Genomic DNA, 25012 nt, shown 5'->3' on the forward strand with positions numbered 1-25012 from the left:
CCCGCGCAGGCCGCCGTGCGCGTTCCGGCCACTCCCGCTCCGTCATGACCGCCTCGCTCCCTACCCGGCTGCCGCCCCTCCTGCGCCACGCGCTCCGCCCGCTGCTCGACCCGTATCGCCGTTACCGGCACGCGAAGCTGATCCATGCGGCGCGCGTCGCGCTCGCGATTCTCGTGTCGATCGCCCTGTCCACCGGCCTGCGCGTGCCGCACGGCGAGTGGTCGACGATCACGGTGCTGATCGTCGTCGGCGGGCTGCAGCACCACGGCAACATCCGCAAGAAGGCCGCCGAGCGCGCGCTCGGCACGTCGATCGGCGCGCTCGCGGGGCTCGGGCTGATCCTGCTGTATTCCTTCGCGCATGCGCCGCTCGCGATCTACCTGCTGATGGCAATCGCGTGCGGCTTCTGCGCGTATCACGCGATCGGCAAGGCCGGCTATATCGCGCTGCTGTCGGCGATCACGATGGTGATCGTCGCCGGGCACGGCGACAACGAGATCGTCGACGGCCTGTGGCGCGCGGTGAACGTGCTGACCGGCATCGCGATCGCGCTGGCGTTCTCGTTCGCGCTGCCGCTCTATGCGACCTATTCCTGGCGCTACAAGCTCGCCGACGCGCTGCGCGCATGCGCGGCCGTGCATGCGCGGGTTGCCGGCGACCGCCAGGTCAGCGACGACGCGCACCTGAAGGAAATGGCCGCGCTGAGCGCGCTGCTCGTGCAGCTGCGTTCGCTGATGCCGTCGGTGTCGAAGGAATGCGAGACGTCGATGACGCAGCTCGAAGCGATCCAGCGCAGCCTGCGCCTGTGCATCGGCTATCTGGAGATCCTGTCGAGCGCGGTGCCGGCCCGCGACGACCTGGCGGCCCGCGAATACATGCGCGTCGAGATGAGGGCCGTGAACCGGCGCATCCGCGACACGCTCGTCGGCGCGAGCCGCGCGCTCAAGTTCGGCACGCCGAGCCGGCTCGCGCCGCGCCGCCGGCCGGCCGACCCGCCGCACGACGCGCCGCCGCCGCAGTTGTCCGGCTACGTGTCGATCACGGCCAAGCTGGCCGGCGAAGTCGATCAGTTGCGCGAGAAGCTGCTCGATACCGCGCAGTCGTGGAATATCTGAGGTTCGCGGGATTCCGGGTGGGGCCCGCCAATCTTTCATATGTCTTTCGGCGCAGCAGATCCGCATCCTGACGGCGGCGGCCCCGCCCTTCAGCCGATCCGGCCCCGGAAGCACGGCCCGCGACGGCGCTCGTTCGCGACCGTTTCGGCCGCCGCTCGGCGCCGGTTAACGCGGCGTTCTCCGCCTGGTTAACCGCCCGCCAGGCCCGCCGCGACAGGCCGGACGACGGATCCGCGCGAAAATCAGCCCTTGCCCCAACTTCCCGGACAGCCGATACTCGCATATTCCGCGAAATACGATCCCACCGGACCCAATCCACGGTAATTCCTATGAGCACGATTCTCGAAAGCCTCCCGACCGGCCAGAAGGTCGGTATCGCCTTCTCCGGCGGCCTGGACACCAGCGCCGCGCTGCACTGGATGAAACTGAAGGGCGCCGTCCCGTACGCATACACGGCGAACCTCGGCCAGCCCGACGAAGACGATTACGACGCGATCCCGAAGCGTGCGATCGAATACGGCGCAGCCGGCGCCCGCCTGATCGACTGCCGCGCGCAACTCGTCGCCGAAGGCATCGCGGCGCTGCAAAGCGGCGCGTTCCACATCACGACGGCCGGCGTCACGTACTTCAACACGACGCCGATCGGCCGCGCCGTGACGGGCACGATGCTCGTCGCCGCGATGAGGGAAGACGGCGTCAACATCTGGGGCGACGGCAGCACGTACAAGGGCAACGACATCGAGCGGTTCTACCGCTACGGCCTGCTCGTGAACCCGGACCTGAAGATCTACAAGCCGTGGCTCGACCAGACGTTCATCGACGAACTCGGCGGCCGCGCCGAAATGTCCGAATTCATGAACCAGGCGGGCTTCGCGTACAAGATGTCGGCCGAGAAGGCGTATTCGACCGACTCGAACCTGCTCGGCGCGACGCACGAGGCGAAGGATCTCGAAAGCCTCGAAAGCGGCATCAAGATCGTGAACCCGATCATGGGCGTCGCGTTCTGGCGCGACGACGTGAAGATCGCCGCGGAAGAAGTGACGGTGCGCTTCGAAGCCGGCCAGCCGGTCGCGCTGAACGGCGTCGAGTTCACGGACCCGGTCGAGCTGCTGCTGGAAGCGAACCGCATCGGCGGGCGCCACGGCCTCGGCATGAGCGACCAGATCGAGAACCGGATCATCGAGGCGAAGAGCCGCGGCATCTATGAAGCCCCGGGCCTCGCGCTGCTGTACATCGCGTACGAGCGTCTCGTCACCGGCATCCACAACGAAGACACGATCGAGCAGTACCGCGAGAACGGCCGCCGTCTCGGCCGCCTGCTGTACCAGGGCCGCTGGTTCGACCCGCAGGCGATCATGCTGCGCGAAACGGCGCAGCGCTGGGTTGCGCGCGCGATCACCGGCGAAGTGAAGATCGAACTGCGCCGCGGCAACGACTACTCGATCCTGAGCACGAAGTCGCCGAACCTCACGTACCAGCCGGAACGCCTGTCGATGGAGAAGGTGGCATCGACGTTCTCGCCGCGCGACCGGATCGGCCAGCTGACGATGCGCAACCTCGACATCACCGATACGCGCGACAAGCTGCGCGTTTATACGCAAGTCGGCTTGCTCACGCCGGGTGAATCGTCGGCGCTGCCGCAGATCAAGGGCGATAGCGGCGAGTAAGCCAGTCGCTTTCGCGAGCGGCCGGGCGGCGTAAAAACCGCCCGGCCGCGTGCCGTACTCCCCTCCCAGCTTTCTTCAGGCACTGCCGGATTCGGAACGCGTATTCCGACGATCCTGCAGTCGCATCAAGATCATTTCGATGCCGTGGCAGTCCCGGTCGCAGTCGTCGCAGCCGTCGTCGTCGTAGCCGCAGCCGTCGTAGCCGCGGTCGCCGGCGTCCGTGCCAGATCCTGGCCGATCATGTCCGCGACCGACTTCTCGCACGACTTGATCCCTTCCACCGACTTGTCGAAACGCTTCTCGAGATCGCTGAAGCTGCCGTACGTGTAAGCGAAATCGCTGTCGATGTGGACGCTGTTCGACTTGATGTCGTAGCCGCACGCGAACGTCTTGTAATAGATGTCCTGCTTCGTCTTGGCGTCGAGAATGCGCGCCCGGACGACCACCCACGGAATGTAATCGGGCTGGTTGGGCGGCGAGATATAGCCGAACGACGTGAACCACACATTCATGATGGCATCCGCGTCGGTCTGGATCGCGGAGTAGTCGTCCGACTTGCCGTCATCCGCGAGCTTCACTTTCTGGCCGTCCAGCTTCACGACCTGATACCCGTTGCCGGTGAGGCGGCCCGTTACGCCGTCCGCGATGTCCGGTGCGAATACGATCTTGCCGGTGGCCACGTGATCCGTGTAGGTGCTCGTATGGCTCGCGTTGATGGCGGATTGCGCCAGTGCGCCGATCAGACCGAACCCGCCCGCCGCGCCGCCGAGGTTGACGACCGCGACACGCTTCGGCTCGGTGACTTCGAGGATGGCGATCGAATGCAGCTTCTCGCGGGCTTCGGGTTTCAGGTCGGTGTTCGGCAACGTGACGCAGCCGGACAGCAGCGTCACGAGCAGGCCGCAACCGAACAGGGTGGCTTTGGATGAGTTCTTCATTGAGTAAATTGGCTTTCGTTGTTGACGGAACGTTTTCGTCGGGCCGTCGCACGCGGCGCGTGAAAACGCCGCGTGCGAGCAGGCCGTGCGTTTATTGCTTGATGACCTGGCCGTAGGCGACGAAGCTGTAATCAGCGGCGCGCAGCACGTACAGGATCGATCGCTGGAAGCCGTTGGTCCCCTTGATCGGCACGAACATGATCGCGGCGCTGCCCGACAGCGGAACGCCCGCCGGGAGCCTGCAGCCCGTCGATGCCGAGGCTGCCAGCGTCATGTCGTACATGTTCTGGTTCGAGCCGGGCGTGGCGAGTGTCAGCGTGCCGGTCATGTTGCAACCGCTCAGCGTGCCGGTGACCGTGCCGCCCGATGCGATCGCGAAGGACGCGTTCGTGGTCGCCCACGTGCCCACGACGCTGTCCTGCGTGACGCTCAGTGCGTTTGCGGCGTTATAGGTCCACGTCAAGGTCGACGCAGTACCGCCTCGACTGATCGTTCCGGACAACGTCTGGTTCGCGCCGTACGCACCGGAGCCGGAGTCGATTTTGGTGATCAACCCGCCCGTGCCGAAGTTGACGCCTGAACCGAGCGACCACGTCGCGCCATTGACCGTCAGACTCGCGAAATCCTCTGACATCACGAACGATCCCAGCAGATTGAGCGTGGTCAGGTTGTTGCGCGGATCGACCAGGGCGATGGTCGAGTAACCCAGGTTGCCGGATTGCGTCCAGATCCCGATCGGGCCGCTCGCCGTTGCGGCAGTCGAACCGGCTTGCGGGTTCGTCAGGCTCGGCAGCGCCTCGCCGACCGTCACCGGCTGCGACGAGGCGACCGGCGCGCTCGCCGGCTGTGCCGCGAGCGGCGTCGATGCGACGACCGGCGCACTGGCTGCGTTATTGGCGCCGCCGGTGTTTGCGGGCGTGCCGCTGCTGGCGTTCGACGAGCCGTCACCGCCGCCACCACAGCCCGCGACGACGAACACCGAGATCGCTGCAGCCGCCAACAAACAAACAGAATGCTTCTTCAATTCAATCCCCGATTTACGATGCATTTTTAATAGTCAATATTTGAATATCGTTGTATTGCTTTTATTGAAAGATCGATTCGTGCTCTCGCTTTTCTTGCTTCCCTCCGTGAACGGCGTTGAATAGGTATGGTGATATGCCGGCGAGGGAAAGCGTGAGATTCGTCGGTTGCCAGACGTTCGGCACGACGGATACAGGCGTGGGTGTGTTCGTGCGGGGCAAGGCCCGCAGCGGCGGCGGTGCGATGCGGCAACAGCCCCGCTGCGGCAAGGTAAAGGCAGAGGGCGCGCCGGCCCCCGATGCCCGCGCGCCGAATCGAATCGATGCGTCCCATCTTCTGATCATGCGCACGGCTTCGCCGGCCGTGCGTCCCTCGGTTGTTTGGTCGTGTGGTTGTGCGGTTGTAGTGCTTTCGTGTGGTTTTGCGAGCCACCGAGGAAGTGTAACGGCAGGGGTTTCGCTTTCTTTAGGGTAGCTACCGAATATTTATTATTTCGATTCGCCTAAAAAAAACATTACTAAATAATTTCAGCAAGACAGACGATGCTGGTGCGATCGCACCGTATCGCTTCTGCAACAATCAGGCAACCTGATTGACGATCGTGCTCGCGTTGGTGTCGACGTTGTTCAACGTCTGCGCCGGCTTTCGCAATGTTGAATGACGGGCAGGTTTTGTTCTAGGCCGTCACGTCCGTCTCAACGTTCTTCATGTGCAGCCGGGCGGCGTGAAAACCGCCCGGCGAGCATGACCCTCGCCCACAAAATGGCGGATAGGTCTTCCATCTCGGACGGCAATGCTTCGGCTATTTCCTTGCCTTGAGTTCTTGCACGACCCGATTCCAGTATCGAACTGCCTCGATATGTTGCTGCCTCGTGAGCCACGCTTTATTGGACATATCATTCGGGTTCCCGCCAAGAATCACCGGTTTTACATCAAACAGCTCCATTCCCAACGGACGTGCCTCGCCCTTCCGCGGCTTCATTCTGATGCTCCCGAAAGTAGCGTAGTGAGACTCCCCGCAATCGGTATGACATCGGCAAGATCCATACCGATGAACGGAACCTCGACGATTTGCATCGGACTCACTCGAGTATCAAATGCATATGCCTCCCCACCGCCATTGGAACCAAAGAGCAGTAAGCCTGGCGCATATTCAGCAACCTCGTATTCCTCATTGAACGTGACGATATCTTCTGCCCTCCAAAGCATAAGATATTCATTATCGATAAATCCCTCTCCCCCGTTGTGCTCCCTCAGAAACGTGAGGTAGTCGTCGGGAAGAGGAATCTCGATCAGGGCGATCAGATCTGAAACAGCCTGATTCGATGCCCCTTCGTTCCAATGCCAATTGGCCAATCGCTTACTATCCATCATGTCTGTGCTGTCGTAGCAGCCCCTCACTTAGTAATATCCTTCATCAACCTATTCCACCATGGCGTAACCTGTTGACGGTGTAGATCTCGGGGAAGTACGACTTTGTTTCCCGAATCCGTGGGGCTTCCGCCAAACTTGACGGGCTGCACCTCCTATCGCTTGCGTTAGCACGGAGAATTATGACTGTCTTGCCGGCTCATCCCCGTCCAGTATCCGCAGTTCGAACGCTCGAGCTTTAACAGTGATCTCCACCGATGAGGCGATTCCTTGCAGACTGCCGGACAACTCAAATATCGACGTCTCGCCTTGCGCCTTCCCCGAATACGAATACTTGACGGGATCGCGCCAAATCACACCATCCGCGTGGTTCTCGTACGGAACCACGACCATATCGAACTTCTCAATATCCAAAAAAGCAAATTGACAGTGCCCAACATATCCCTCTGCATTTTTCCTGAAAAATAAACTCTCAATTTCGTCAAATACAGCCAACCAATGACTTACATACACAATGACATCATTGCCATCAAATATGTGGGCACCATACTGACATTCGGATGCACCAAGCACTTGCCAACAATCTTTTACAATTCTCACTACACCCTCCCCTTCTTCACAAAAACGACGCTTCTCATCGTTTCCAGATCAATCCTCGACCCATCCGTCCGAAGGAAATTAAATCCCCGGTATTCGGGAAGGAGATTTCCTTGATACTTTACCTCCAACCCCAACTGTTCAAGTTGAGCTGCAGTTGGCATATTTTTCACATACATATTAGCCATATTCCCATTGACGACAATCTCCCCTCCTGGCCTAGTAATCCGAGCGGCTTCAGGCAGGTAGTCCATCATCGCCCCTGTCCCTCCTGCATCTCTAGGAATAAACGGATTGTTCGCGACCACCTTTGCCTGGCTATTGCTCGGGATATTTGGCATGTTCCGAGCATCTGCAGCGACAGCACGTGGATCCGTTGGCCCCACGCCAACCGCACCTGAAACTTTTGGACCGGTTGAGTCAGTAAACAGCTCGACCGTTCCGCCAGTCTTGACGCTACTTGATGCGGACGAATCCGCCTGTTTTCCGCTCCCTGCACTGGAAGCACCAGTCGCGTCGTGACTCGAGTGATCGCTGCCGCTATCCCCGACCGAGAATATTGGACCGAAACTCGGCAACGCGAAAGACGTCGGTACCGGTATCGTGACCGGAATACATCCCGCCGGCGGCGTCGGGATGCAAGTTGAGAGTAATGCCATTCCGGCAACCGAGAAGCCGCCGGATCGTCGCCCCTGTGCCCCTCCGCTCAGGTCATCATCATTGTTACCGGGCGAGTCCGGTAATTGCGGCTGGTTGCCGTGCGCATTGTTGAAACCGTTGTTTCTATTTGCCTCTGCACCGACGGCAGTCACCAGGGTGGTGGCAAGCGGTGACGTTAGCAACAGCGCACGACAAAAGGCATTCTGTCCACAAGCTTGGACAATTTTCCCTATATTTTTCTCTGCGTTGTTAGTCGCCTCGTTCCCGGCCCAAGTTGCCCCCGCTTGCGCATCAACACCTACCAACCCCGCGGCCAGTCCTCCACCGAACATGGACAACGCGGTCACCGTCGCAACCTGTTCGGCAGTTAGTGGCGCCCCGGTCGGATCAAGTGCAACGATCGCGAACGGCGCGACGGCAGCGCTGGTTGCTCCACCAATCGCACCGCCCGCACAACCACTCCCCGTTGCAGCACTCGCCGCACACCCGAGAAGACCATGGGCAGCGATGTTCTGAATCGTGAGCGGATCGGTTCCTTGACCAATCGCATACGCAGCAGCAGCCGCAGCATCCCTGACGAAGCTGTCCCGCAGACTATCGAGGAAGCTTCCCCCGCCAATCAGCGTCTGCGTGCCGGCCTGAATCGCCGCATCGGCCGACATTGCGAGCACCGCAGTGGGAAGCGATCCTGCCGCCGCTCCAGCCTGCGGCACCAACGCGTTGCCCGTCGTCTGCACACCGGCCAGTGCCGAAAGAGACGGAGCACTTCCCTCGAATGCAGCATTCGCGCTGAACCCGAACGAACCAGTACCACTATCGAACGTGATGCCGTTCGTCAGTCCGGCAGTCACCGCTCCGATCAGACCGTTCTTCAGGCTCGCGCCGAAATCGACCTGCCCCGTAGCGACGACCTGCCCCAGCGCGCTGGACGCAAACGAGCTCAATCCGACAGCAATCATCGTGTTGGCCAAGCCGCCGACGGCCAGCGAACCACCTGCCGCACTTGCCGCCGCAGTGATGGCCGCGCCCGTCAGTCCCTGCTGGGCCGCCATGAATGCCGCTGTGGCTGCCGCGTCGGCAGCCCCCGACATCGACGCGATCGCAGCAGATATCTCCGGCTGCATCATGATCGCCGCGGCAACAGCGACCACCATCGAGAAGATCTGCGTCATCCCGAACGAGCCGCCTTCCTTCACGAAATCCTGGTGAAGGTTGTCGCTCAGGGCCGTTTGCGTGAAATTGCCGCCGAGTTGGTGTTGAAGCGCTGCAAGCGCTTGTTGGGTCCCAGCCTGATCGATCGTTCCGTCGGCCGCGAGCTTCTGCAGCGCCCCACCGATCTGGTTCAGCGCCTGAACATTCAGATCCATGTTCGCGGCGCTCATGAACCCGCCCGGCTGCACCACCGTGCCGGTCGTATTCAGATAGCCGCCATCGACCTTCTGCCAGATCTCTCCGACATTGACCTGGTTCGCCTGGTTCGTCAGCGTGTGCGTATCGACGCTCAGCGTCCCCGACGCCGTGATGCTCCCCGTATTGAGGATGCTGCCGTTGCCGTCCTGATTGAACTTCAGCGTGACGTCATGTCCGGAGATATTGCCGCCCGCCGACATCGCCTGCGTGTCCTGCGGCAGATACACCTGCGGCATTAATGCAGTGATCGTCGGGCACGATGCCGTCCCCGTCGCATGACACGTCGGATCCGGCACGGTCTGCTCGACGTACCACAGCATCGGCCGATCAAGTGCATTGATCTGTTCCTGCGTCAGCGCGGCACCGAGTTGCAGGTCATGTGCCTTCGAGTAGTCGACTGCATTCTGGTACAGGTACATCTTTTCCTGCGCCGTCACCGACATGTTGTTCTTGCTGTCGTATGTCAAACCATCGACGAAGCTCGCCTTGCCCGTCTGCTGGAGGGCGGCCTGCTGCAGCAGAAGATCCTCTTCCTGCGGATTGAAATAGAACAGCGTCGACGACGGCTGCAAGTTCTTCGGCAGGTTGTTCAGCAGATCCTGCGCACCCAGCAGCCCAAGCCCCGAACCGCTCAACGATTCGTCGACGTAGGACGCCTTGCCGGCTACCGGCGTCGGCAGCGTACCCATCCCGACCGCGCGCGGAATCGACAGATTCAGCCCCGGCAACGTCACCGGGCTCAGCGTGATCACGCGTTGCGGCGAGCCGACCTGCGGCGTGTAGGTGTTCGGCGTCGTGATGCCGTTGATCAGCTTCTGCCCGCTCAACGACACCAACGTGCCGATCACGTTGCCGACGTTCTGGATCTGCCCGCCCGACGAGATCGACAGGTTCGGCGCCTGGATCGTCGACGCGATATTGCCGACCGGCGTCGGCGGATCGATGGTGCCGCCAGTGCTCGTGTATGCGCTCCCATACAGCGCCTTGCACTGCTCCGGCGTGCCGCATGCCCAGATGTCGTGACGCTTGTCGCTGCTGAACATGCCCGTTTCCTGCACCCAGTGCGAGTGCCAGTAGGCGTTCAGCACCTGCGCTTCGTTGACCACCGGGCCTGCGACCGCGATCGTCGCGTTGTTGCCCGCGGCGATCAGGCTGCCGATGTTCGTCAGGCTGCCGGCATTGACCTGCAGGTTGTTGCCCGCGCTGATCACCGACGAGCTGCCCGACTGCTGGTCGACATAGCCCTCGCAGTAGCTTTCCTTGTAGCCGCCTGCGGTCATGCAGCCCGAGTACTGCTCCTGCTTGCCGTAGTTTTCATGTACGGGAACCGGCGGTGGCAGATTGTTGGTGATCGCCCCCGAGACGTTCAGCGTGATGTTGTTGCCCGCGACGATGTTGCCGGACGTATTGTTCAGGCTCTGTGCGGGCGTGGTCGAGTTTGCGGTCGTGCCGACGCCGCCGATGACGATGTCGTGGCCCGCGAGCAGATTGCCGTACGTGTTGTTGATCTGGCCGGCCGCGATGACGAGATCGTGGCCGGCGTAGATCGTCGCGTCGTTCTGGCTGTAGCCGAACGTCGTCGTGGTCGGATTGTTGCCGCGCGGTTGGCCTGCGTTGCCGCATGCCGAATTCGGCACGCCCGACGCGCAGCCGACCTGGCTCGAATAGTTTTGCTGGTTACCACCCTGGTTGGTTAGCGTGCCGGATGTAATAGCGACGTTATTGCCGGCATACAGCACCCCCGCGTTGGCCAGATTGCCGCCGCCGAGCGCCAGGTCGTGGCCCGCGGCTATCATGCCCGTCGGCGTCGTGAAGGTCACCGTGCCGGTAGCAACAGGCGCGGCTGCACCCTTGTTGATTTGGAACGTGGTCGGCCCGTAAGGCGAGCCCACCTGACAAGAATTGCCCGAATCGCAATTGAACACGCCGGTCGGGTTGCCGGTGCCTTGGACACCGATTGACCCGAGCGCCGCGAGTTGCGTCAGAAAATTCGTATATTGGGCCTGGTCGACATACGTCGTGCTGTTGACCGTCATGGTCGGCGCAACCGCGCCGTTACTCAACGACTGGACATTGAGCGCGATATCGCCTTGCGCCGCGATCTGCCCGCCTCGATTCGACAGGGTGCCGGCAGCCAAAGTGATCGAACCGCCGGCCGAAATGACGCCCGAGGTTCCTGCTTGTTGATTCGTCGTCGTCTGGTAGACCGTCGGCAACGTGAACGTCGCCGATCGGAGCGCACCGGCCGCCGGCCCCGTTCCGACAAACCAATAGTTCGAATTGAGCGAAACGCCGTGGTCGTTTGTGCCGGTCAGGACGCGGTACTGATTGAACGTCACCGTACCGGACGTCGCGACCGGATCGGAAGCCGACAATAAACCGCTGTTCGTGGTCGAGCCGGTCGGCGCCAGCAGGCCGCCGAGCGTCGCAGACGACGTCACGTAAGCTGCCGACACAGTTTGCTCATGACCCGATATCTTTTCATAGCCGGCGGTCACCGTGCCGACCGATCCCGACATCAGGAGCGCCGGATCGCTGATTTGCGTGGTCGTCGTGACGGCCCCCTGCGGCGCAGTCTGATCGTTGATCACCTGCGCAGCAGAGACACCGATGTTCCGGCCGGCGAATATCGAGCCGCCCGTATTGAACAGCGAACCGCCGAGATTGAAATTCGCATCCCCCCTCGACTGCGTCGTCGCCCCCTGGTTGTCGTAGTTCCAGCCGCTGACGTTGAGCACGCTCCCCGCCTCGACCGTCCCGCGGTTCGTCGTATTGCCGTTCAGCGTCAACACATTGTCGGCATGCATCACCGCGCCGGCCGCGTTGTTCAGCGTGCCGTTGAAGGTCACGTCGCGGCCGCTGACCTGCCCGTGGTTCTCGAACGTCCCGCCGCCGGACGACAGCGTCAGCGCCGCGGTCCCGGTCATCGTGCCGTTGTTCGTGATGCCGTTCAGGCCGGTCAGCGCCACGCTCTGCCCGCCGTAGTTCCAGGTGCCGCCGATGTTCACGTAGCCGGCGGTGACGGACAGGTTCCCGCCCTGGCTGATCGTCCCCTGCAGCGGGTCGAACGTCATGTTGGCGACGTTGATGCCCATGTTCCGTTGCGCGAGCAACTGTCCGCCCGCGTTGTAGAACGCGCCATTGCCGCCATTAATTGTCAGCGACACATCGCCGGTCGCCCCCGTCCCGACGCTCGGATTCCCCGCAAAGACGATCCCGTTCTGGTTGTTCAGCGAACCCGCGTTGATGCCGAGCGCATCCACTGCCATCAGCGACCCGCCGACGTTCGTCAGCCCGCCGCCCACGGTCACGTTGGTCGTCGTGCCGTTCACCAGCCCCGCGTTCGTGAAATTCGACGCGTTGATCGTCGTCGCGCCGATCGACGCAAGCGACGCCCCCGCCGCGTTCGTGAGATTCGGCGCAGACACGTTGAGCGACCCGGCCAGCACATGTGCCGCGTTATACATCCCGTTCTGCGACGTCAGCATCGCATTGCCGACCACGTTCACCGCATGGCCGCCGGCCAGCGTGAGCTGGTTCGACGCCTGCGCGGTCAGCGTCCCGCCCACCGTCGCGTCGCCGAGCGTGACGTTCGCGCCGTTCACCTGCAGGTTCTGCGACGCTACGATCGTCGCGTTGCCGGCATCCACCGTCCCCTGCGCGGAGACGGTCACGTTCTTCGAACCGGCCACCGACCCGTTGAGCGTCACGTTGCCGCCCGACAACCCCAACTGACCGGCCACGACGCTCGAGCCGCCGAGCGTGAGGTCCTGCCCTGCATGCAGCGTCGCATCGCCGTTCGACGACACGCCCGCGAGCGTCACGTTGCCGTTGACGCCGTTGACGTTCACCGTCCCCATCGACGACAGCGCGCCCGTCACCTGCACGTTGTTCGCTGCCTGGATCTGCACGCTCCCGCCGGACTGCAGCGCGCCGTTGACGGCGACGCTGCCCGCCTGCGACGTCGCGGACACACCGCCGACCGCGGTCGTCGCACGGAGCGACAGGTCGCCGGTCGACGTCGCCGTGAACTTCCCTGCGCTCTGGATCGCGCCGAGCGCGACGCCCCCGCTGGACGTCACGCCGATATCCTTGCCGAACGTCAGCGCGCTGCCGCCCGTGATCGCGCCGCCCGCGTCGAGGCTCGCGCCGCCGAGGCCGAACAGTGCGCCGCCGAGCGTCATCGCGCCACCAGACGTCAACGTGGTGTCGCCGTTGGTCAGCCCGCCCGTCAGCAGCGCCAGCGTACCGCCGGCACGCGCACCGAAATTGCCGACGGACACGAAATCGCCGCCCACGACGAGATTGCCGTTCGTCGCGCTCAACGACGTATCGGCGTTCGAACGCATTGCGCCGGCGATGCCGAAGTTCCGTCCCGCGCCGGCCGTCAGGCTTGCGCCGCTGCCGACGCTGCCGGCGATCACCGCGTCGCGCGCGGCGGCGATCGTCGTCGCCGTGCCGGACGTCAGGCCGCCGTTCACGATCACGTCGCCGGCGCCGTTGTGCCCCTGCGCGCGCAAGTCGATCGCACCGCCCGTCTGCGCGCTGCCGATCGCGAGGTCGTTACCGGCCGTCATCGCCAGATCGCCGTCGGTCGCGACGCCGCCTTTCACGACGATGCTGTTCGCCGCGCCGACCGTGGCCTGCTTGCCGAACGCGATCGACGCCGCGTCGATCGAACCGCCCGCAGTCAGCTTGCCTGCCTGCTGCGCGGCGATGCTGCCGGCCAGCGTCATGTCGCCGCCGGACGCCAGCGTCGCATTGCCGCCCGACACGGTTTGCCCCGACAGCGCGATCGCCTGCCCGGCCGTCACGTCCAGGTTGCCGCGCGCCGTCACGCTCTCCGCAGCGACGCTTCCGTTCGACGCGGTGACGTTCAGGTCGCCCGCAGTGTTCACGTCGCCAAGCGCGACGTTGCGTGCGGCGGTGATGCCCGTTGCCGCCCCCGCGTTGATCGCGTGACTCACGCTGACGTCGCGCGCGGCCTGCAACGAGAACGCGCCCAGCGCGGTGCCCGCGCCGCCGAGCGTCACGTCACCGCCGCCCGCAAGACCGTTCGCGACGACCGACAGATCGCCCGACACCGCCTGCACGCTGCCGAGGCCGGCATTGTTGCCGCCCGTCACCGACACGCTCGCGCCCTGCAACGCCCCCGACAACGCGACATCGTGCGACGCGACGAGCGTCGCACCCTGCCCGAACGCCACCGATCCGGCGCCGGCGATATCCCGTGCGGCCGTCAGCGTGCCGCCAGCCTGCCCGGCCACGCTGCCGCCGATGCCGATATCGCGGCCGGCCTGGACTGTCGTCATGCCGGCCGCGGCAATCGTGCCGTCGAAGCGCGCATCGACGCCGGCGCGGACATCGAGCGCGCCGCCCGACGTCGTCGTGCCGTTCAATTGCACGCTGCCGCCCGACGCGGCCACCTTCATGTCGCCGGCGGACCTCGACGTGCCGCTTACGACGACGTCGTTGCCCGCGCTCAGCGTTTGCGCCGCGCCGTTCGACAGCGTGCCCGTCACCCGCACGTCATGCGCCGCAGTCGCGGTCGCGGCGCCGGCCGCTTGCGCGGTGCCGCGCACCACGGCATCGCCGCCACCCGCGTTACCGAGCGCCTTCAGGTCGAAAGTGGTCGCCGATACGACGTCGTTGACGGACGCATCGTTACCGCCCTGCAACTGCACGCTCCGGGCCTGAACGAGGCCGCCCGACACCGCGTTGCGCTGCGCGGCCGCATCGAACACACCTTGCAGGAACGACTGCGTTCCGGCGCCGACGATATCGCGCGTCGCGCGCAGCGTGCCGTTCGCGTCGCCGATCAGCAACCCGCTGCCGGTGTTCAGATCCCGCGCGGCGGTGAGCGTCATGTCGCCGACCGCGCTCGTCGTGGCGCCGAGCGCCAGATCGCGCCCGGTCGTCACGTCGAGCGTCGCGCCGCTGTTGATCCCGCCAATCGCGGCAAGATCGCCGGCATGCGCGGCAATCGTCATCGCGCCACCCGACTGGACCGCGCCCCCGATCACGGCGCTGCGCCCCGCATCGATGCCGACCGTGGCCGCGCCCTGCAGCTTGCCCGGCACCGACACGTCCTGCGCCGCGACCGCATCGATGCGCCCGCCGGCGGCGGCCGTGCCGTTGATCGTCAGGTTGCCGGGCCCGGTGTCCGTGCGCGTGCCGTTCGCGCGCAACGACAACGTATCGTCCGCCTGCACGTTGGTCACGCTTGCATTGCCTGCCGCCGTGATCGCAACCGTATGCCCTTGCACGAGCCCGCCCAGCACGACATCGCGGCCCGCATCGAGCATCGCGGCCTGTGCGAACGCGATCGCGCCGGCGCCGGTCAGATCCCGGCCGGCAGTAAGCATGCCGGCCCCGTGGCCCTCGAGCTTGGCGGTCACGTCAATGTCGTTGGCCGCGCCGACATGCGTGTCGCCGATGGCCAGCACCGCGCCGGCGATGCCCGCGTTCCCGCCGGCCGTCGCATTGAACGCGCCGCCGCTCGCCAGCGAGCCGCCGATCGCGATGTCGCGGCCGGCGGTCAGGGCAGTGTTCAGCGCCGAAGCCGTCTTGCCGCCGAGCGCGATATCCGTGCCCGCCTTCACCGCAAGCGCGCCGTTCGTCTCGATTGAGCCCGTCGATGCGACATGCCCGCCGCGCGCGTCGAACGTCGCATTGCCGATAGCCTGCAATACGCCGCTGTGATCGATGTCGCCGCCCGCACGCAGCAACACGTCCGCGTTGCCGCTCACCGCGCCGGTCGTGCTCAGGTTGCCGGCCGATGCGAGCGTCATCGCCGCGCCCGCGTTCACGTCGTGCAGCGTCGCGTTACCGCCCGCGTTCACGTCGACCTGATCGCCTCGCAGCGAACCGGCAAGCAGCGTGTCGCCGCCCGACTGCAGCGTCGCCGCCCCGCCGAACGCCAGCGCCCCCGCCCCGCCGATCGCGCCGCCGGCCGTCAGCGTGCCGCGCCCCTGCGCGATCACCGTGCCGTCCGCGTGCAGATCGCGGCCGGCGTTGACCGCGAGATCGCCGAGCGCTGTCGTGCGTCCCCGGCCGAGATCGATCGTGCCGGCCGCATCGGCCGACAGGTTGCCGCCCGATTGCAGCGTACCGGTGCTCGTCAGCGCGCCCGCGGCATTGCGCAGCGTCATGTCACCCGACGACACCAGCGCGCCGCCGACCGTCGTGTTGCCGCCGCCGATGACGTCGAGCGGCCCTGCCGCCTGCAGCGTGCCGTTGACCGTGATGTCGCCGTCCGAGCGCAGCGCGCCCGCCGCTGCCGCGTTGACGACGCCGCGCAGCGTCGTCGGGCCGCCGCTCGTCATGTCGAGCTTGCGGCCGGCGTTGACGGTGCCGTCGACGACGAGGCCGCGCGCCGCGCTCAAGGTCGCATCGGTGGCCGCGTCGAGCGTGCCGCCGACCGACAGCGTGCCATTGCTCGATGCCGCCAGCGGGCCACCCGCGTGCAGCGTGCCGTTCACATTCAGGTCCGCAGCCGAATGCAAAGTCGCATCGGCAAGCGCGTTGACGGCCCCGTTGATCGCCAGGTTGCCGCCGCTCGCGGCATTCATCGATCCGGCCGTCTGCAACGCGCCGTTGAGCGTCAGGTCGCCGGCGGCGTTCAGCGTGCCGCCTGCGAGCGAGTTGACGGTGCCGTCGATCGTCAGCGCGCCGCCCTTGGCGTTGACGGTGAGCGCCGCGTTCGATTGCACGTCCTTCAGCGCGACCGAGCGTGCGGCGCTCAGCGACACCGCCTGCCCCTGCAGCGCGCCCGTGACCGCGAGGTCGTTGCCGGCCTTGGCCGCGACGTCGTTCGTGAAGACGGTGCTGCCGCCGATCGTGACATCGTTGCCCGCGTTCAGCACCGCGCCGCCCTTGCCGACGACCGATCCGCCGAGCGTCAGGTCATGCCCGGCCGTCAGCGCCGCGTCGCCTCCGACGCTCGTCTTGCCGGTCAGCGAAACGTCCCTGGCCGCCGTCAGCGCGGCAGTGCGTTCTGCCGCGAGCGTGCCCTGCGACGTGATACTGCCGGCGCCGGCGGCAAGCGTCATGTCGCCGGCCGCCTGGACCTGACCGACGTTGCCGATCGTCACGTCGCGCGCAGCGTTGACGCCGAGCGTCGCGCCGCCCGCGAGCATGCCCGTCACCTGGACGTCGCGCCCCGCCTGCACGGACGTCGGCGCATGCGTCGCACTCGTGCCGTCGCCGCCGCCGGCGAGCGTGCCGCGCACGACCACGTCGCGCCCCGCGTTCACGGTGGTCTCGCCGAGCGCCGCAGCCGTACCATTGAACGCCGCATCGCCGTTTCGGGCCGTGACGGACAACGCCCCGCCCGCTTGCACATCGGCCACGCCGATGTTGTTGCCCGCGGTGATCCGCAGGTCGTTCGCCAGCACGTTCAGGGCCTGCGTCGCGGCGACGTCGCGGGCCGCGTTCAGCGACATGCCGCGCGCCGCGCCGACCGATCCGTTCAGCAGGATGTCGGTACCCGCCTGCATACCGATCGCGCCGTTGCCGGCGATCGGCCCGCTGGTCGAGATGCTCCCGTTCGTCGCGGTCAGCGCGATATCGCGGACCGCCTGCATCACGCCGTCGACACTCAGGTTCCCGCCGGCCTGCAACGTCGCCGTCGAGCCGGCCACCACGGTGCCGGTCGTCGCAAGATCCTGCCCGGCCGAGAGCGACAGCGTCGCGGCAGCCGTCACGTCGTGCAGCGACGCCGAGCCGCCTGCCTGCATCTGCACCGTGTCGCCGCGCAGCGAGCCCGTCAGGCGTGTATCGCCGCCCGATTGAAGCGTCGCCGCCTGCCCGAATGCGATCGCCGCCGCGCCGCCGATCGCGCCACCGGCGTTCAGCACGCCGTTTCGCTGGCCGATCACCGTGCCCTTCGCGATGAGGTCGCCGCCCGCGAGCACCGTGAGGTCACGTTGCGCCGTGGTTTGCAGCGTGCCCAGATCGACCGCGTGCGCGGCGTCGATCAGCAGATCGCGGCCTGCCTGGATCGTGCCGGTGCTCGTCAGGGAACCCGCGGCGTTCTTGACGGTCACGTCACCCGTCGACAGCACCGTGCCGCCGATCGACGTGTTCGCGCCGCTCGTCAACGTCAGCGGGCCCGCGCTCTGCAGCAGCCCGTTCACCGTCGCCGCGCCGCTCGACGTGACGGTCGCATCGGACAGCGCGCTGACGGTGCCGCCGATCCCGAGATTGCCGCCACTCGTCAGATCGAGGCGACCCGCGCTTTGCAGCGCGCCGGTCACGGTCGTGTCGCTGCCTGATTGGAGCTGCGCGGTCGACAACGACGTGACCGTGCCGTCGACGGTCAGCGTCCCGCTTTGCGCATTGGCCTGCAATGCGCCCGACGACTGCACGTCATGCAGCGTCATCGACTGGCCGCTGCCCAGTGTGACGTTCATTCCGGTGAGTGACCCCGTCATCGACAGGTTGCGTCCCGCCTGCGCCCGCACATCCGTCAGGAATCCTGTACTACCACCCAGCGCGATATCGCGCCCCGCGTCGATGCGTGCGCCGCCACGACCTGCCAGCGTCCCCCCCACCGTCACGTCGCGGCCTGCCGTCATGGCGGCGTCGCCGGTGAACACGGTCGTCCCGGTCAGCACGACGTCCTGCGCCGCATTCGCGGTCAGCGAGCCCGCGCCGTTCAATATGCCGGCCGATGCGATGCTGCCGGTCGTCGCGGTAATCGCGAGATCGCCGATGGCGCGGACGGCACCGCTGCCGTTGACGCCGACGTCGCGCTGCGCCGAGAGCGCCACCTGCGTGGCGCCGGTCAGCGAACCATTGACAACGATGTCGCGCGCCGCCTGCACGTTCGTCACGCCTGCGACGGTCGCGTTGCCGTTGAGCGTCACGTCACCGTCGCCCGCCGTGCCTTGCGACTTCACGTCGAGCGCGGTGCCGACTTGCACATCGCCGATTGCTGCGTTGTTGCCCGCATGAACGTGCAGATCCTGGTCGGTCCGCATTGCGCCCGTGGTTGCGACATCGCGACCGGCTGTCAGCATGAGCGTCTGCGACGACTGAACCGCGCCGCTGACGCCAAGATCGCGCCCAGCCTGCAGCGTCGTCGTTGCGTTGCCGATCAGGTTGCCCGTCGTCGCGAGATCCTGCGTCGCGGCAAGCGACATCGACGACACGGCCTGCACGTCGTGCAGCGACGCCGATCCGCCCGCCTGCGTCTGCACCGTATCGCCGCGCAGCGAACCCGTCAGGTGAGTATCGCCGCCCGACTGTAGCGTCGCCGCTTGACCGAACGCGATCGATGCCGCGCCGCCGAGCGTGCCGCCGGCGTTCAGCGCGCCGTTCCGTTGACCAATCACCGTGCCGTTCGCGGTGAGGTCGCCGCCGGCACGCACCGTCAGGTCACGTTGCGCGATCGTCTGCTGCTTGCCGAGATCGACTGCGTGCGCGGCATCGATCAGCAGATCGCGGCCCGCCTGGATCGTGCCGGTGCTCGCCAGCGAGCCAGCGACGTTCTTGAGGGTCACGTCACCCGTCGACAGCACCGTGCCGCCGATCGACGTGTTCGCGCCGCTCGTCAGCGTCAGCGGGCCCGCGCTCTGCAGCAGGCCGTTGACCGTCACGCCGCCGCTCGACGCGAGGATCACATCCGACAGCGCGTTCACGGTGCCGCCGATCGATGCGTCGGCGCCGCTGGCGATATCGAGCGTGCCGGTCGTCTGCAGCGTGCCGTCCACGCTGAACCGGTTTCCTGCTCGGAACGTCCCGGTCGACACGGTATTGACCTGCCCCGCGATCGCGACGCCGCCGCCGCTGGCGACATCGAGGCGGCCCGTGCTTTGCAGCGTGCCGGTCACCGCCGTATCGCCGCCTGATTTGAGCTGGGTGGTCGACAACGACGTCACGGTGCCGTCAATCGTCAACGCCCCGTTTTGCGCGTTCGCCTGCAAGGCCGCGGACGACTGCACGTCGTGCAACGTCATCGACTGGCCACTGCCCAGCGTCACGTTCGTCGCGGCAAGCGAACCCGTCATCGACAGGTTGCGGCCCGCCTGCGCCTGCGCGTCCTTCACGAAACCCGTGCTGCCGCCGAGCGCAATGTCGCGCCCCGCATCGATCCGCACGCCGCCGCGCCCGGACAGCGTGCCGCCCACCGTCACGTCGCGCCCCGCGCTCAGCGTCGTGTCCGCCATCGCGCCCGTCGTGCCGAGCAGCGCGACGTCCTGCGCGCCCTGCACCGACAGGTTCGATGCGCTCGTCAACGTGCCGTTCGACGTCACGCTGCCGGTGCGCGCCGTCAACGCCAGGTCACTCGCCGACTGCACCGTGCCGCGCGCGCCGACCGTCACGTCGCGCTGCGCATCGAGCGCCAGCGTCGAGCCGCCCGTCAACGTGCCGTTCACCGTGATGTCGCGCGCCGATGCCACCCGCGCCGCGCCCGTCACCTGCGTCTCGCCGTTGAAAGCGAGATCGCCGCCGCCGGCTGTGCCCTGTGCGCTCACGTCGATCGCTCCGCCCGCATGGATGTCGCCGATGCTCGCGCTGTTCCCCGCGCGCACGCTCAGGTCGCCGTTCGCCTGCAGCGCGCCGGTAGCAACGACGTCGTGTCCGGCGTTGAGGGACAAGCGTTGGCCGCTCGCGACGCGATCGGTCGACGTGATTCCACCGCCTTGTGCGGTGAGCGTCAGGTTGCCTGTGGCGCTCACGGCCCCCGCGATGCCGATGTTGCGCTGTGCCGTGACGTCGATCGTCTGGCTGTCGAGCCGGTTGTTTATCCGGACGTCGCGCGATGCGCGCAAGGACGTGCCGCCTGTCGCGAGCACCGGGCCATTCAGCGTGACGTCTCCGCCGGCGCCGCCCTGTGCGGCGACGGACAGCGTGCCACCGGTCTGCACGTCGCCCAGCGTGACGTTTGCGCCGCCGCCCGCGATGGCGATGTCGCTGTTCGCCTGCGCGTTCGCGACGTTCACGTTTCCGCCCGCGGATACCGCCAGCTTGCCGCCCGACTGGATCGCGCCGGCCGACGTCACGTCGCCGTTCGCGTTGATCGTGTAGCCGCCCACGCCGATATGCGTGCCCGTCATCGACACGTTGCCCGCGCCCTGCACCGTCGCCTGATGCTGGGCCGCCGTGCCCGCAATCGATACGTCGCCGTTCGCCGACAGCGTCAGGTCGCCCGCGTTCGCGGCCAACTGCGCATCGGTGCGCACGCCCATCCCCGCCGCCGTGCTGATCACCTGGATCTGCCCCGCCGTCATCGCGCCGAATGCGGTCGCGTCGATCGCGAGCGAGCGATTCGCGCCGCCGTTCGCCGCGTTGATTGCCGCAGCCGAGTTGATCGAGCCGTTCGATGCCGTGCCGTAGGTCGTGCCGGTTGCGTCCGCCGCCGACGGCGTGACGAACTGCCGCCCCGCGATCGCGTTGATGCGCGTGCCCGCATACAGCGGCGCGTTGATCCCGATCGTCTCGCCGATCAGGTCGATCGTGCCCACCGTGCCTTCGATCCCCGCGCCGGGGCCGTTCACGCCCGCGTTGCCCTCGATCTGCAGATGGCCGCCGGTCACGTTGTAGCCGATCGCCTTCGCGTTCGCGTAATCGATCGGGGCGCCGCCGACACCGTTCAGGAACTGCGGCGCGCCCGTCGACAGCGTGACGCCGATCGTGTTCGTAAAGCCCGTGCCGCGCGTCGTGATGCCGTTCGGGTTCGCGATGATCACCGTCGCCGGTGCGCCGAACACTTCAAGCGGACCGTTCAGCAAGCTCGCGTAGCCGCTGCCCGTCGACGTGACCTGGTTGACGATCACGCTCGCGGCCCGACCGTTCAGGTTCGGGTTCGCCTGCACGTCGCCGCCGGTCAGCGACGTGCCCGACATCAGGCTGTTGTTCAGGATCAGCCCGACCGGGTCGATGTTGAAGCGTTGATACTGGTTCAGCGAAATACCGGCCGCGTTCGGCGCGGTGATGTTGACCACCGGCACGCCGCCACCGGCGCCGGTCGATTGCGTGATCGCGGGCTGGAACGTGATGGGGGCCGTCGGGTCGGTGATCGGCGCGGCAGCGGCAATCTGCATCGAAAACCGCACGCGCTGCGATGCCAGGTCGAGAACCCGCTGCCATGTGTCGTCGTCCATCCGGCGATTGCCCGCGCCCAGCGTGCCGGCCGCATCGCGGCTTTGCTCGACCGTCACGGTGATCGGGCCAATGAACATCGTCGTCGCAACGAGCGCGCACATCGCGCGTTGCCACCAGCTGTACTCGCGCAGTGCATACGCGTTGACGCGGAAGAAACGCGACATCATCGTTTCCGCGCGCGCACGCGCGCCGACACGCGCCGCTGCCGCGGCAGCCAGTTGCTGCAAGACCTTACGCTTGGACGTGTTCATTTCTTGGTCGATTCGTTTCGATTTTTATGCCGTGCGTTGCGTGCCATAGGCCGGCCCGGCCATGGCGAGACGCGACACCGGGTTTCCCCGCCCGATGCCGCATCTACGGTTGGCCGGGCCTGCGCCCGGCGTCGCCGCTTACTGCTGGATGTGCGCGTTGCGGATCAGGTCCGCCACCACCTGCGAGGTCGCCTTCTCCAGCGCGACCTGTTCGAGCTGCTGGCGCAGCGTGTCCTTCGCCTGCTCGAACGCCGGCACCTGCGTCGGCCGCTTGTCGTCGACGCGCAGGATCCAGTACGTGTCGCCGACCTGCACCGGATCACGCGTGAGTCCGCCTTGCGGCAGCTTCACGAGCGCCTCGGCGAGCGGCTGCGGCCAGTTCTGCGTGTTGCCGGCGGTGATCGGCGTCTTGAAGGAGATCCAGTTCAGCGCGCCGCCCTGTGCAGCGCCGGGCCCCTTGCTGAATTCCTGCGCGAGCTTGCCGAAGTCCTCGCCCTTCTTCAGGCGCGCGACGATCTGCTTCGCGGTGTCCGCATCGTTCACCGCGATCACACTCGGCTTGTATTCGTTCTCGCCGAGCGTCGCGACGATCGCGTCGTAGCGCGCCTTCACGTCGGCATCGGCGACCGGCGCCGGCTTGACCTGGTCGCGCAGGTACGCCTGCGTCATTGCGAGCGCCTTCGCCTGCTCGACCGCGGCGACGACCTGCGGCTTCGTGTCGTAGTGCAGCTTGAGCGCCGCCTGGCGGAACAGCTCGCGCGCGATCAACTGGTTCTTCAGCGCGGCGCGCAGCGCCGGCGTGTCCGGCGCTTTCCCCGCGCGCACGGCGTCGTCGATCTGCGCCTTCGTGATCGGCACGCCATTCACGCTCGCCACCGCATCGACGGGCAGCGGCGCGGACGCGGCGAGCGCCGCGTCGGCGGCCTTGCGGGCCGTTTTGGCCGCCGCGTGCGCATGCGGCGCGGCCAGGCCGCAGAGCGCGGCGACGACGAGCCCGAGGCCCAGGTGGCGCACGTGCGCGGACAGGGTCGAGCGGGTTACAACGGCACTACGGTTCGACAGGCGATGCATGAGGTTCCCCTTCAATCGGTCCAGTTGAGTGTGGCCAGCAATACGGTGGCTTTCCTGCCGAGTGCCGCCGGCTGCGCGAGCGCCTGCCCGAGCAGCACCTCGGTCGACACGGTGCCGCTCTTCAGGCGCCATTGCGCGCGCGCGCCGACACCGGCCCCGACGAGCGTCGGCCAGCCGCCCTGCGCGTTCAGGTGCGCCTTGCCGCCGTCGAGAAACACGTACGGCTCGATGCGCGCGTCGCGCCACGCGGGCACGTTCTGCCACGCGGCCTCGTTGCGCAGGTACACGCCGCTGTCGCCGGCCATCCCGCCTTCGATGAAGCCGCGCACCGAGCTCATCCCGCCCAGGAAGATCTGTGCGTTGCCGAACAGCGCGACGCGGCTGTACTGGCCGCGCAGCGTGCCGCGATAGGCCCAGGCGGAGCCCGCGAGCGTGCCGAGCGACATCTGCAGCGTGGCGGTCGCGTCGAGCTTGGTGAACTGGCTGTGCGCGTCGTCGATGCCGATGTCGGACGGGTCGTGAGTGGCCGACAGCCACGGCAGCCCCTGCGACACGCCGACGTCCCAGGTCGCCGCGGCGCCCTGGCCGCGCGCGGCGAAGCGCACGAGCCCGTTCAGCCCGACACGCAGCACCGTGAGGTTCTGCGGCGACAGCGGCAGGCCGTTCAAGTCGCGTTCGGTGCGCAGCTTGTTGAGCGTCACGTCGACGCTCACGCGCCCGCGCGGCGAGCGCACGAGCACGTCGTTCCAGCCGAGCATCTGGCTGAACGTGCGGCCTTCGAGCAGCGCGACGTCGCCGATCGCCTGCTGGTACTCGGACATCGACACCGTGTAGCTGAAGGTCTGGTAGCCGTACGGCACCGCCGCCGAGAACACCACCGCGTTCGTGTCGGTCGTGCCGACGTAGTTGAACGACAACGATTCCTGCAGCCCGATCACGTTGTCGGCTTCGACGCCCGCGCGGTAGCGTATCTTGCCCGTCTGCGAGCTGCCGTAGGTGTCGACGCCGAAGTCGTAATGCAGGCGATCGCCGGCGCGGTTCGAAATTGCGACGATCGAATCGCCCGGCGTCTCGCCCGGCAGGATCTGGATCTCGGCCTGGTTGCGGCGCAGCCGGTTGATCTGGTCGACGCCCTGCTCGAGATCGGGCAGGCGCAGCGGGTCGCCCGGGCCGCTCGCGAACGCCCATGCGGTGCCGGCTTCGGTCAGCAGGCCCCCGCCGCGCACCTCGTACCACTTCTCGTCCGGGTCGCGTGGCCGTAGCGGCTTGCCGTTCAGCGTCAGCGCCGCCACGCGGCCAGGCACGAGGTTGATCTTCAACGTGCCGGACGCGAGGTTCTGCGGCCCGAGGTACGCGCGCGTCGTGATGTAGCCGCGCGCGATGAAGGCTTCCGTCAGCCGGCGCAGCAGCAGGTTGATGCGGTTGCGCCCGAGCTGCTTGCCGATGAACGGCGCGGCGATGCGGTCGAGTTCGGGCTGGCCGAGAATCGTGTCGCCGGTGAATTCGACATGGTCGATCCGGAACGTCGGCGCGACATCGGGCAGCGTCTCGACATCGGCATCGGCCGGCAGGTTCGGCATCGCCGGCTGTTCCGGCACGGCGATCTGCGCGGGCGGCTGTGCGATCTCTTCGCTGCGCTGGCGGTCGCGCTGCTCCTGCAGCAGCCGCTGCGCCGGATCCTGTTCGACGCGCGGCGCGGCGATGCCCGGCGGGATCCCTCCCGCGAGCTGCGCATGCGCGTGCAGCGACGCCGCGCCTGCAGTCAGCAGGAGCGCGCGGGCCAGTAGCGGCGCACGGCC

9 protein-coding genes are annotated in these 25012 nt (G+C 66.4%); 2 read left to right on the forward strand and 7 right to left on the reverse strand.

Annotation, left to right across the window (positions count from 1 at the left end):
- Positions 1 to 44: 44 nt before the first annotated feature.
- A complete protein-coding gene (locus ABD05_RS18130; protein ID WP_047901549.1) occupies positions 45 to 1115 on the forward strand; it encodes an FUSC family protein in 1071 nt (356 codons plus the stop codon).
- A 329-nt stretch (positions 1116 to 1444) separates the two neighbouring features.
- On the forward strand, positions 1445 to 2782 hold the full coding sequence (gene argG, locus ABD05_RS18135) for an argininosuccinate synthase (protein WP_047901550.1): 1338 nt from the start codon (positions 1445 to 1447) through the stop codon (positions 2780 to 2782).
- 131 nt (positions 2783 to 2913) lie between these two features.
- Here argG and ABD05_RS18140 read toward each other — a convergent pair whose 3' ends face one another.
- The 7 genes from ABD05_RS18140 to ABD05_RS18170 all read right to left on the reverse strand — a co-directional run bounded on the left by ABD05_RS18140 (position 2914) and on the right by ABD05_RS18170 (position 24997).
- Entirely contained in the window at positions 2914 to 3720 is an 807-nt protein-coding gene (locus ABD05_RS18140) for a hypothetical protein (RefSeq protein ID WP_047901551.1), read from the reverse strand.
- Between the two features lie 91 nt (positions 3721 to 3811).
- Positions 3812 to 4723 carry a hypothetical protein gene (locus tag ABD05_RS18145; RefSeq protein WP_047901552.1) on the reverse strand — a complete coding sequence of 304 codons (912 nt, stop codon included), beginning with the start codon at positions 4721 to 4723 and terminating at the stop codon, positions 3812 to 3814.
- Between the two features lie 998 nt (positions 4724 to 5721).
- Positions 5722 to 6117 (reverse strand): SMI1/KNR4 family protein, encoded by a 396-nt coding sequence (locus tag ABD05_RS18150; RefSeq protein ID WP_053059952.1) that lies wholly within the window; start codon positions 6115 to 6117, stop codon positions 5722 to 5724.
- Between the two features lie 177 nt (positions 6118 to 6294).
- Positions 6295 to 6714 carry a hypothetical protein gene (locus tag ABD05_RS37685; protein ID WP_141685071.1) on the reverse strand — a complete coding sequence of 140 codons (420 nt, stop codon included), beginning with the start codon at positions 6712 to 6714 and terminating at the stop codon, positions 6295 to 6297.
- A complete protein-coding gene (locus ABD05_RS18160) occupies positions 6714 to 22142 on the reverse strand; it encodes a two-partner secretion domain-containing protein (protein WP_238594156.1) in 15429 nt (5142 codons plus the stop codon). The genes ABD05_RS37685 and ABD05_RS18160 overlap by 1 nt, the downstream gene beginning before the upstream one ends.
- A 138-nt stretch (positions 22143 to 22280) precedes the next feature.
- On the reverse strand, positions 22281 to 23213 hold the full coding sequence (locus ABD05_RS18165; RefSeq protein ID WP_047901554.1) for a peptidylprolyl isomerase: 933 nt from the start codon (positions 23211 to 23213) through the stop codon (positions 22281 to 22283).
- Positions 23214 to 23224: 11 nt separating this feature from the next.
- A complete protein-coding gene (locus ABD05_RS18170) occupies positions 23225 to 24997 on the reverse strand; it encodes a ShlB/FhaC/HecB family hemolysin secretion/activation protein (RefSeq protein ID WP_047903630.1) in 1773 nt (590 codons plus the stop codon).
- Positions 24998 to 25012: the final 15 nt, after the last annotated feature.

This window comes from Burkholderia pyrrocinia (genome assembly GCF_001028665.1).
Lineage (GTDB): Bacteria > Pseudomonadota > Gammaproteobacteria > Burkholderiales > Burkholderiaceae > Burkholderia > Burkholderia pyrrocinia.

Bases quoted from the DNA above. Each gene is read 5' to 3' on its own strand.
- ABD05_RS18130 (WP_047901549.1), top strand. From the start codon at position 45: ATGACCGCCTCGCTCCCTACCCGGCTGCCGCCCCTCCTGCGCCACGCG.
- argG (WP_047901550.1), top strand. From the start codon at position 1,445: ATGAGCACGATTCTCGAAAGCCTCCCGACCGGCCAGAAGGTCGGTATC.
- ABD05_RS18140 (WP_047901551.1), bottom strand. From the start codon at position 3,720: ATGAAGAACTCATCCAAAGCCACCCTGTTCGGTTGCGGCCTGCTCGTG.
- ABD05_RS18150 (WP_053059952.1), bottom strand. From the start codon at position 6,117: ATGATGGATAGTAAGCGATTGGCCAATTGGCATTGGAACGAAGGGGCA.
- ABD05_RS18160 (WP_238594156.1), bottom strand. From the start codon at position 22,142: ATGAACACGTCCAAGCGTAAGGTCTTGCAGCAACTGGCTGCCGCGGCA.
- ABD05_RS18165 (WP_047901554.1), bottom strand. From the start codon at position 23,213: ATGCATCGCCTGTCGAACCGTAGTGCCGTTGTAACCCGCTCGACCCTG.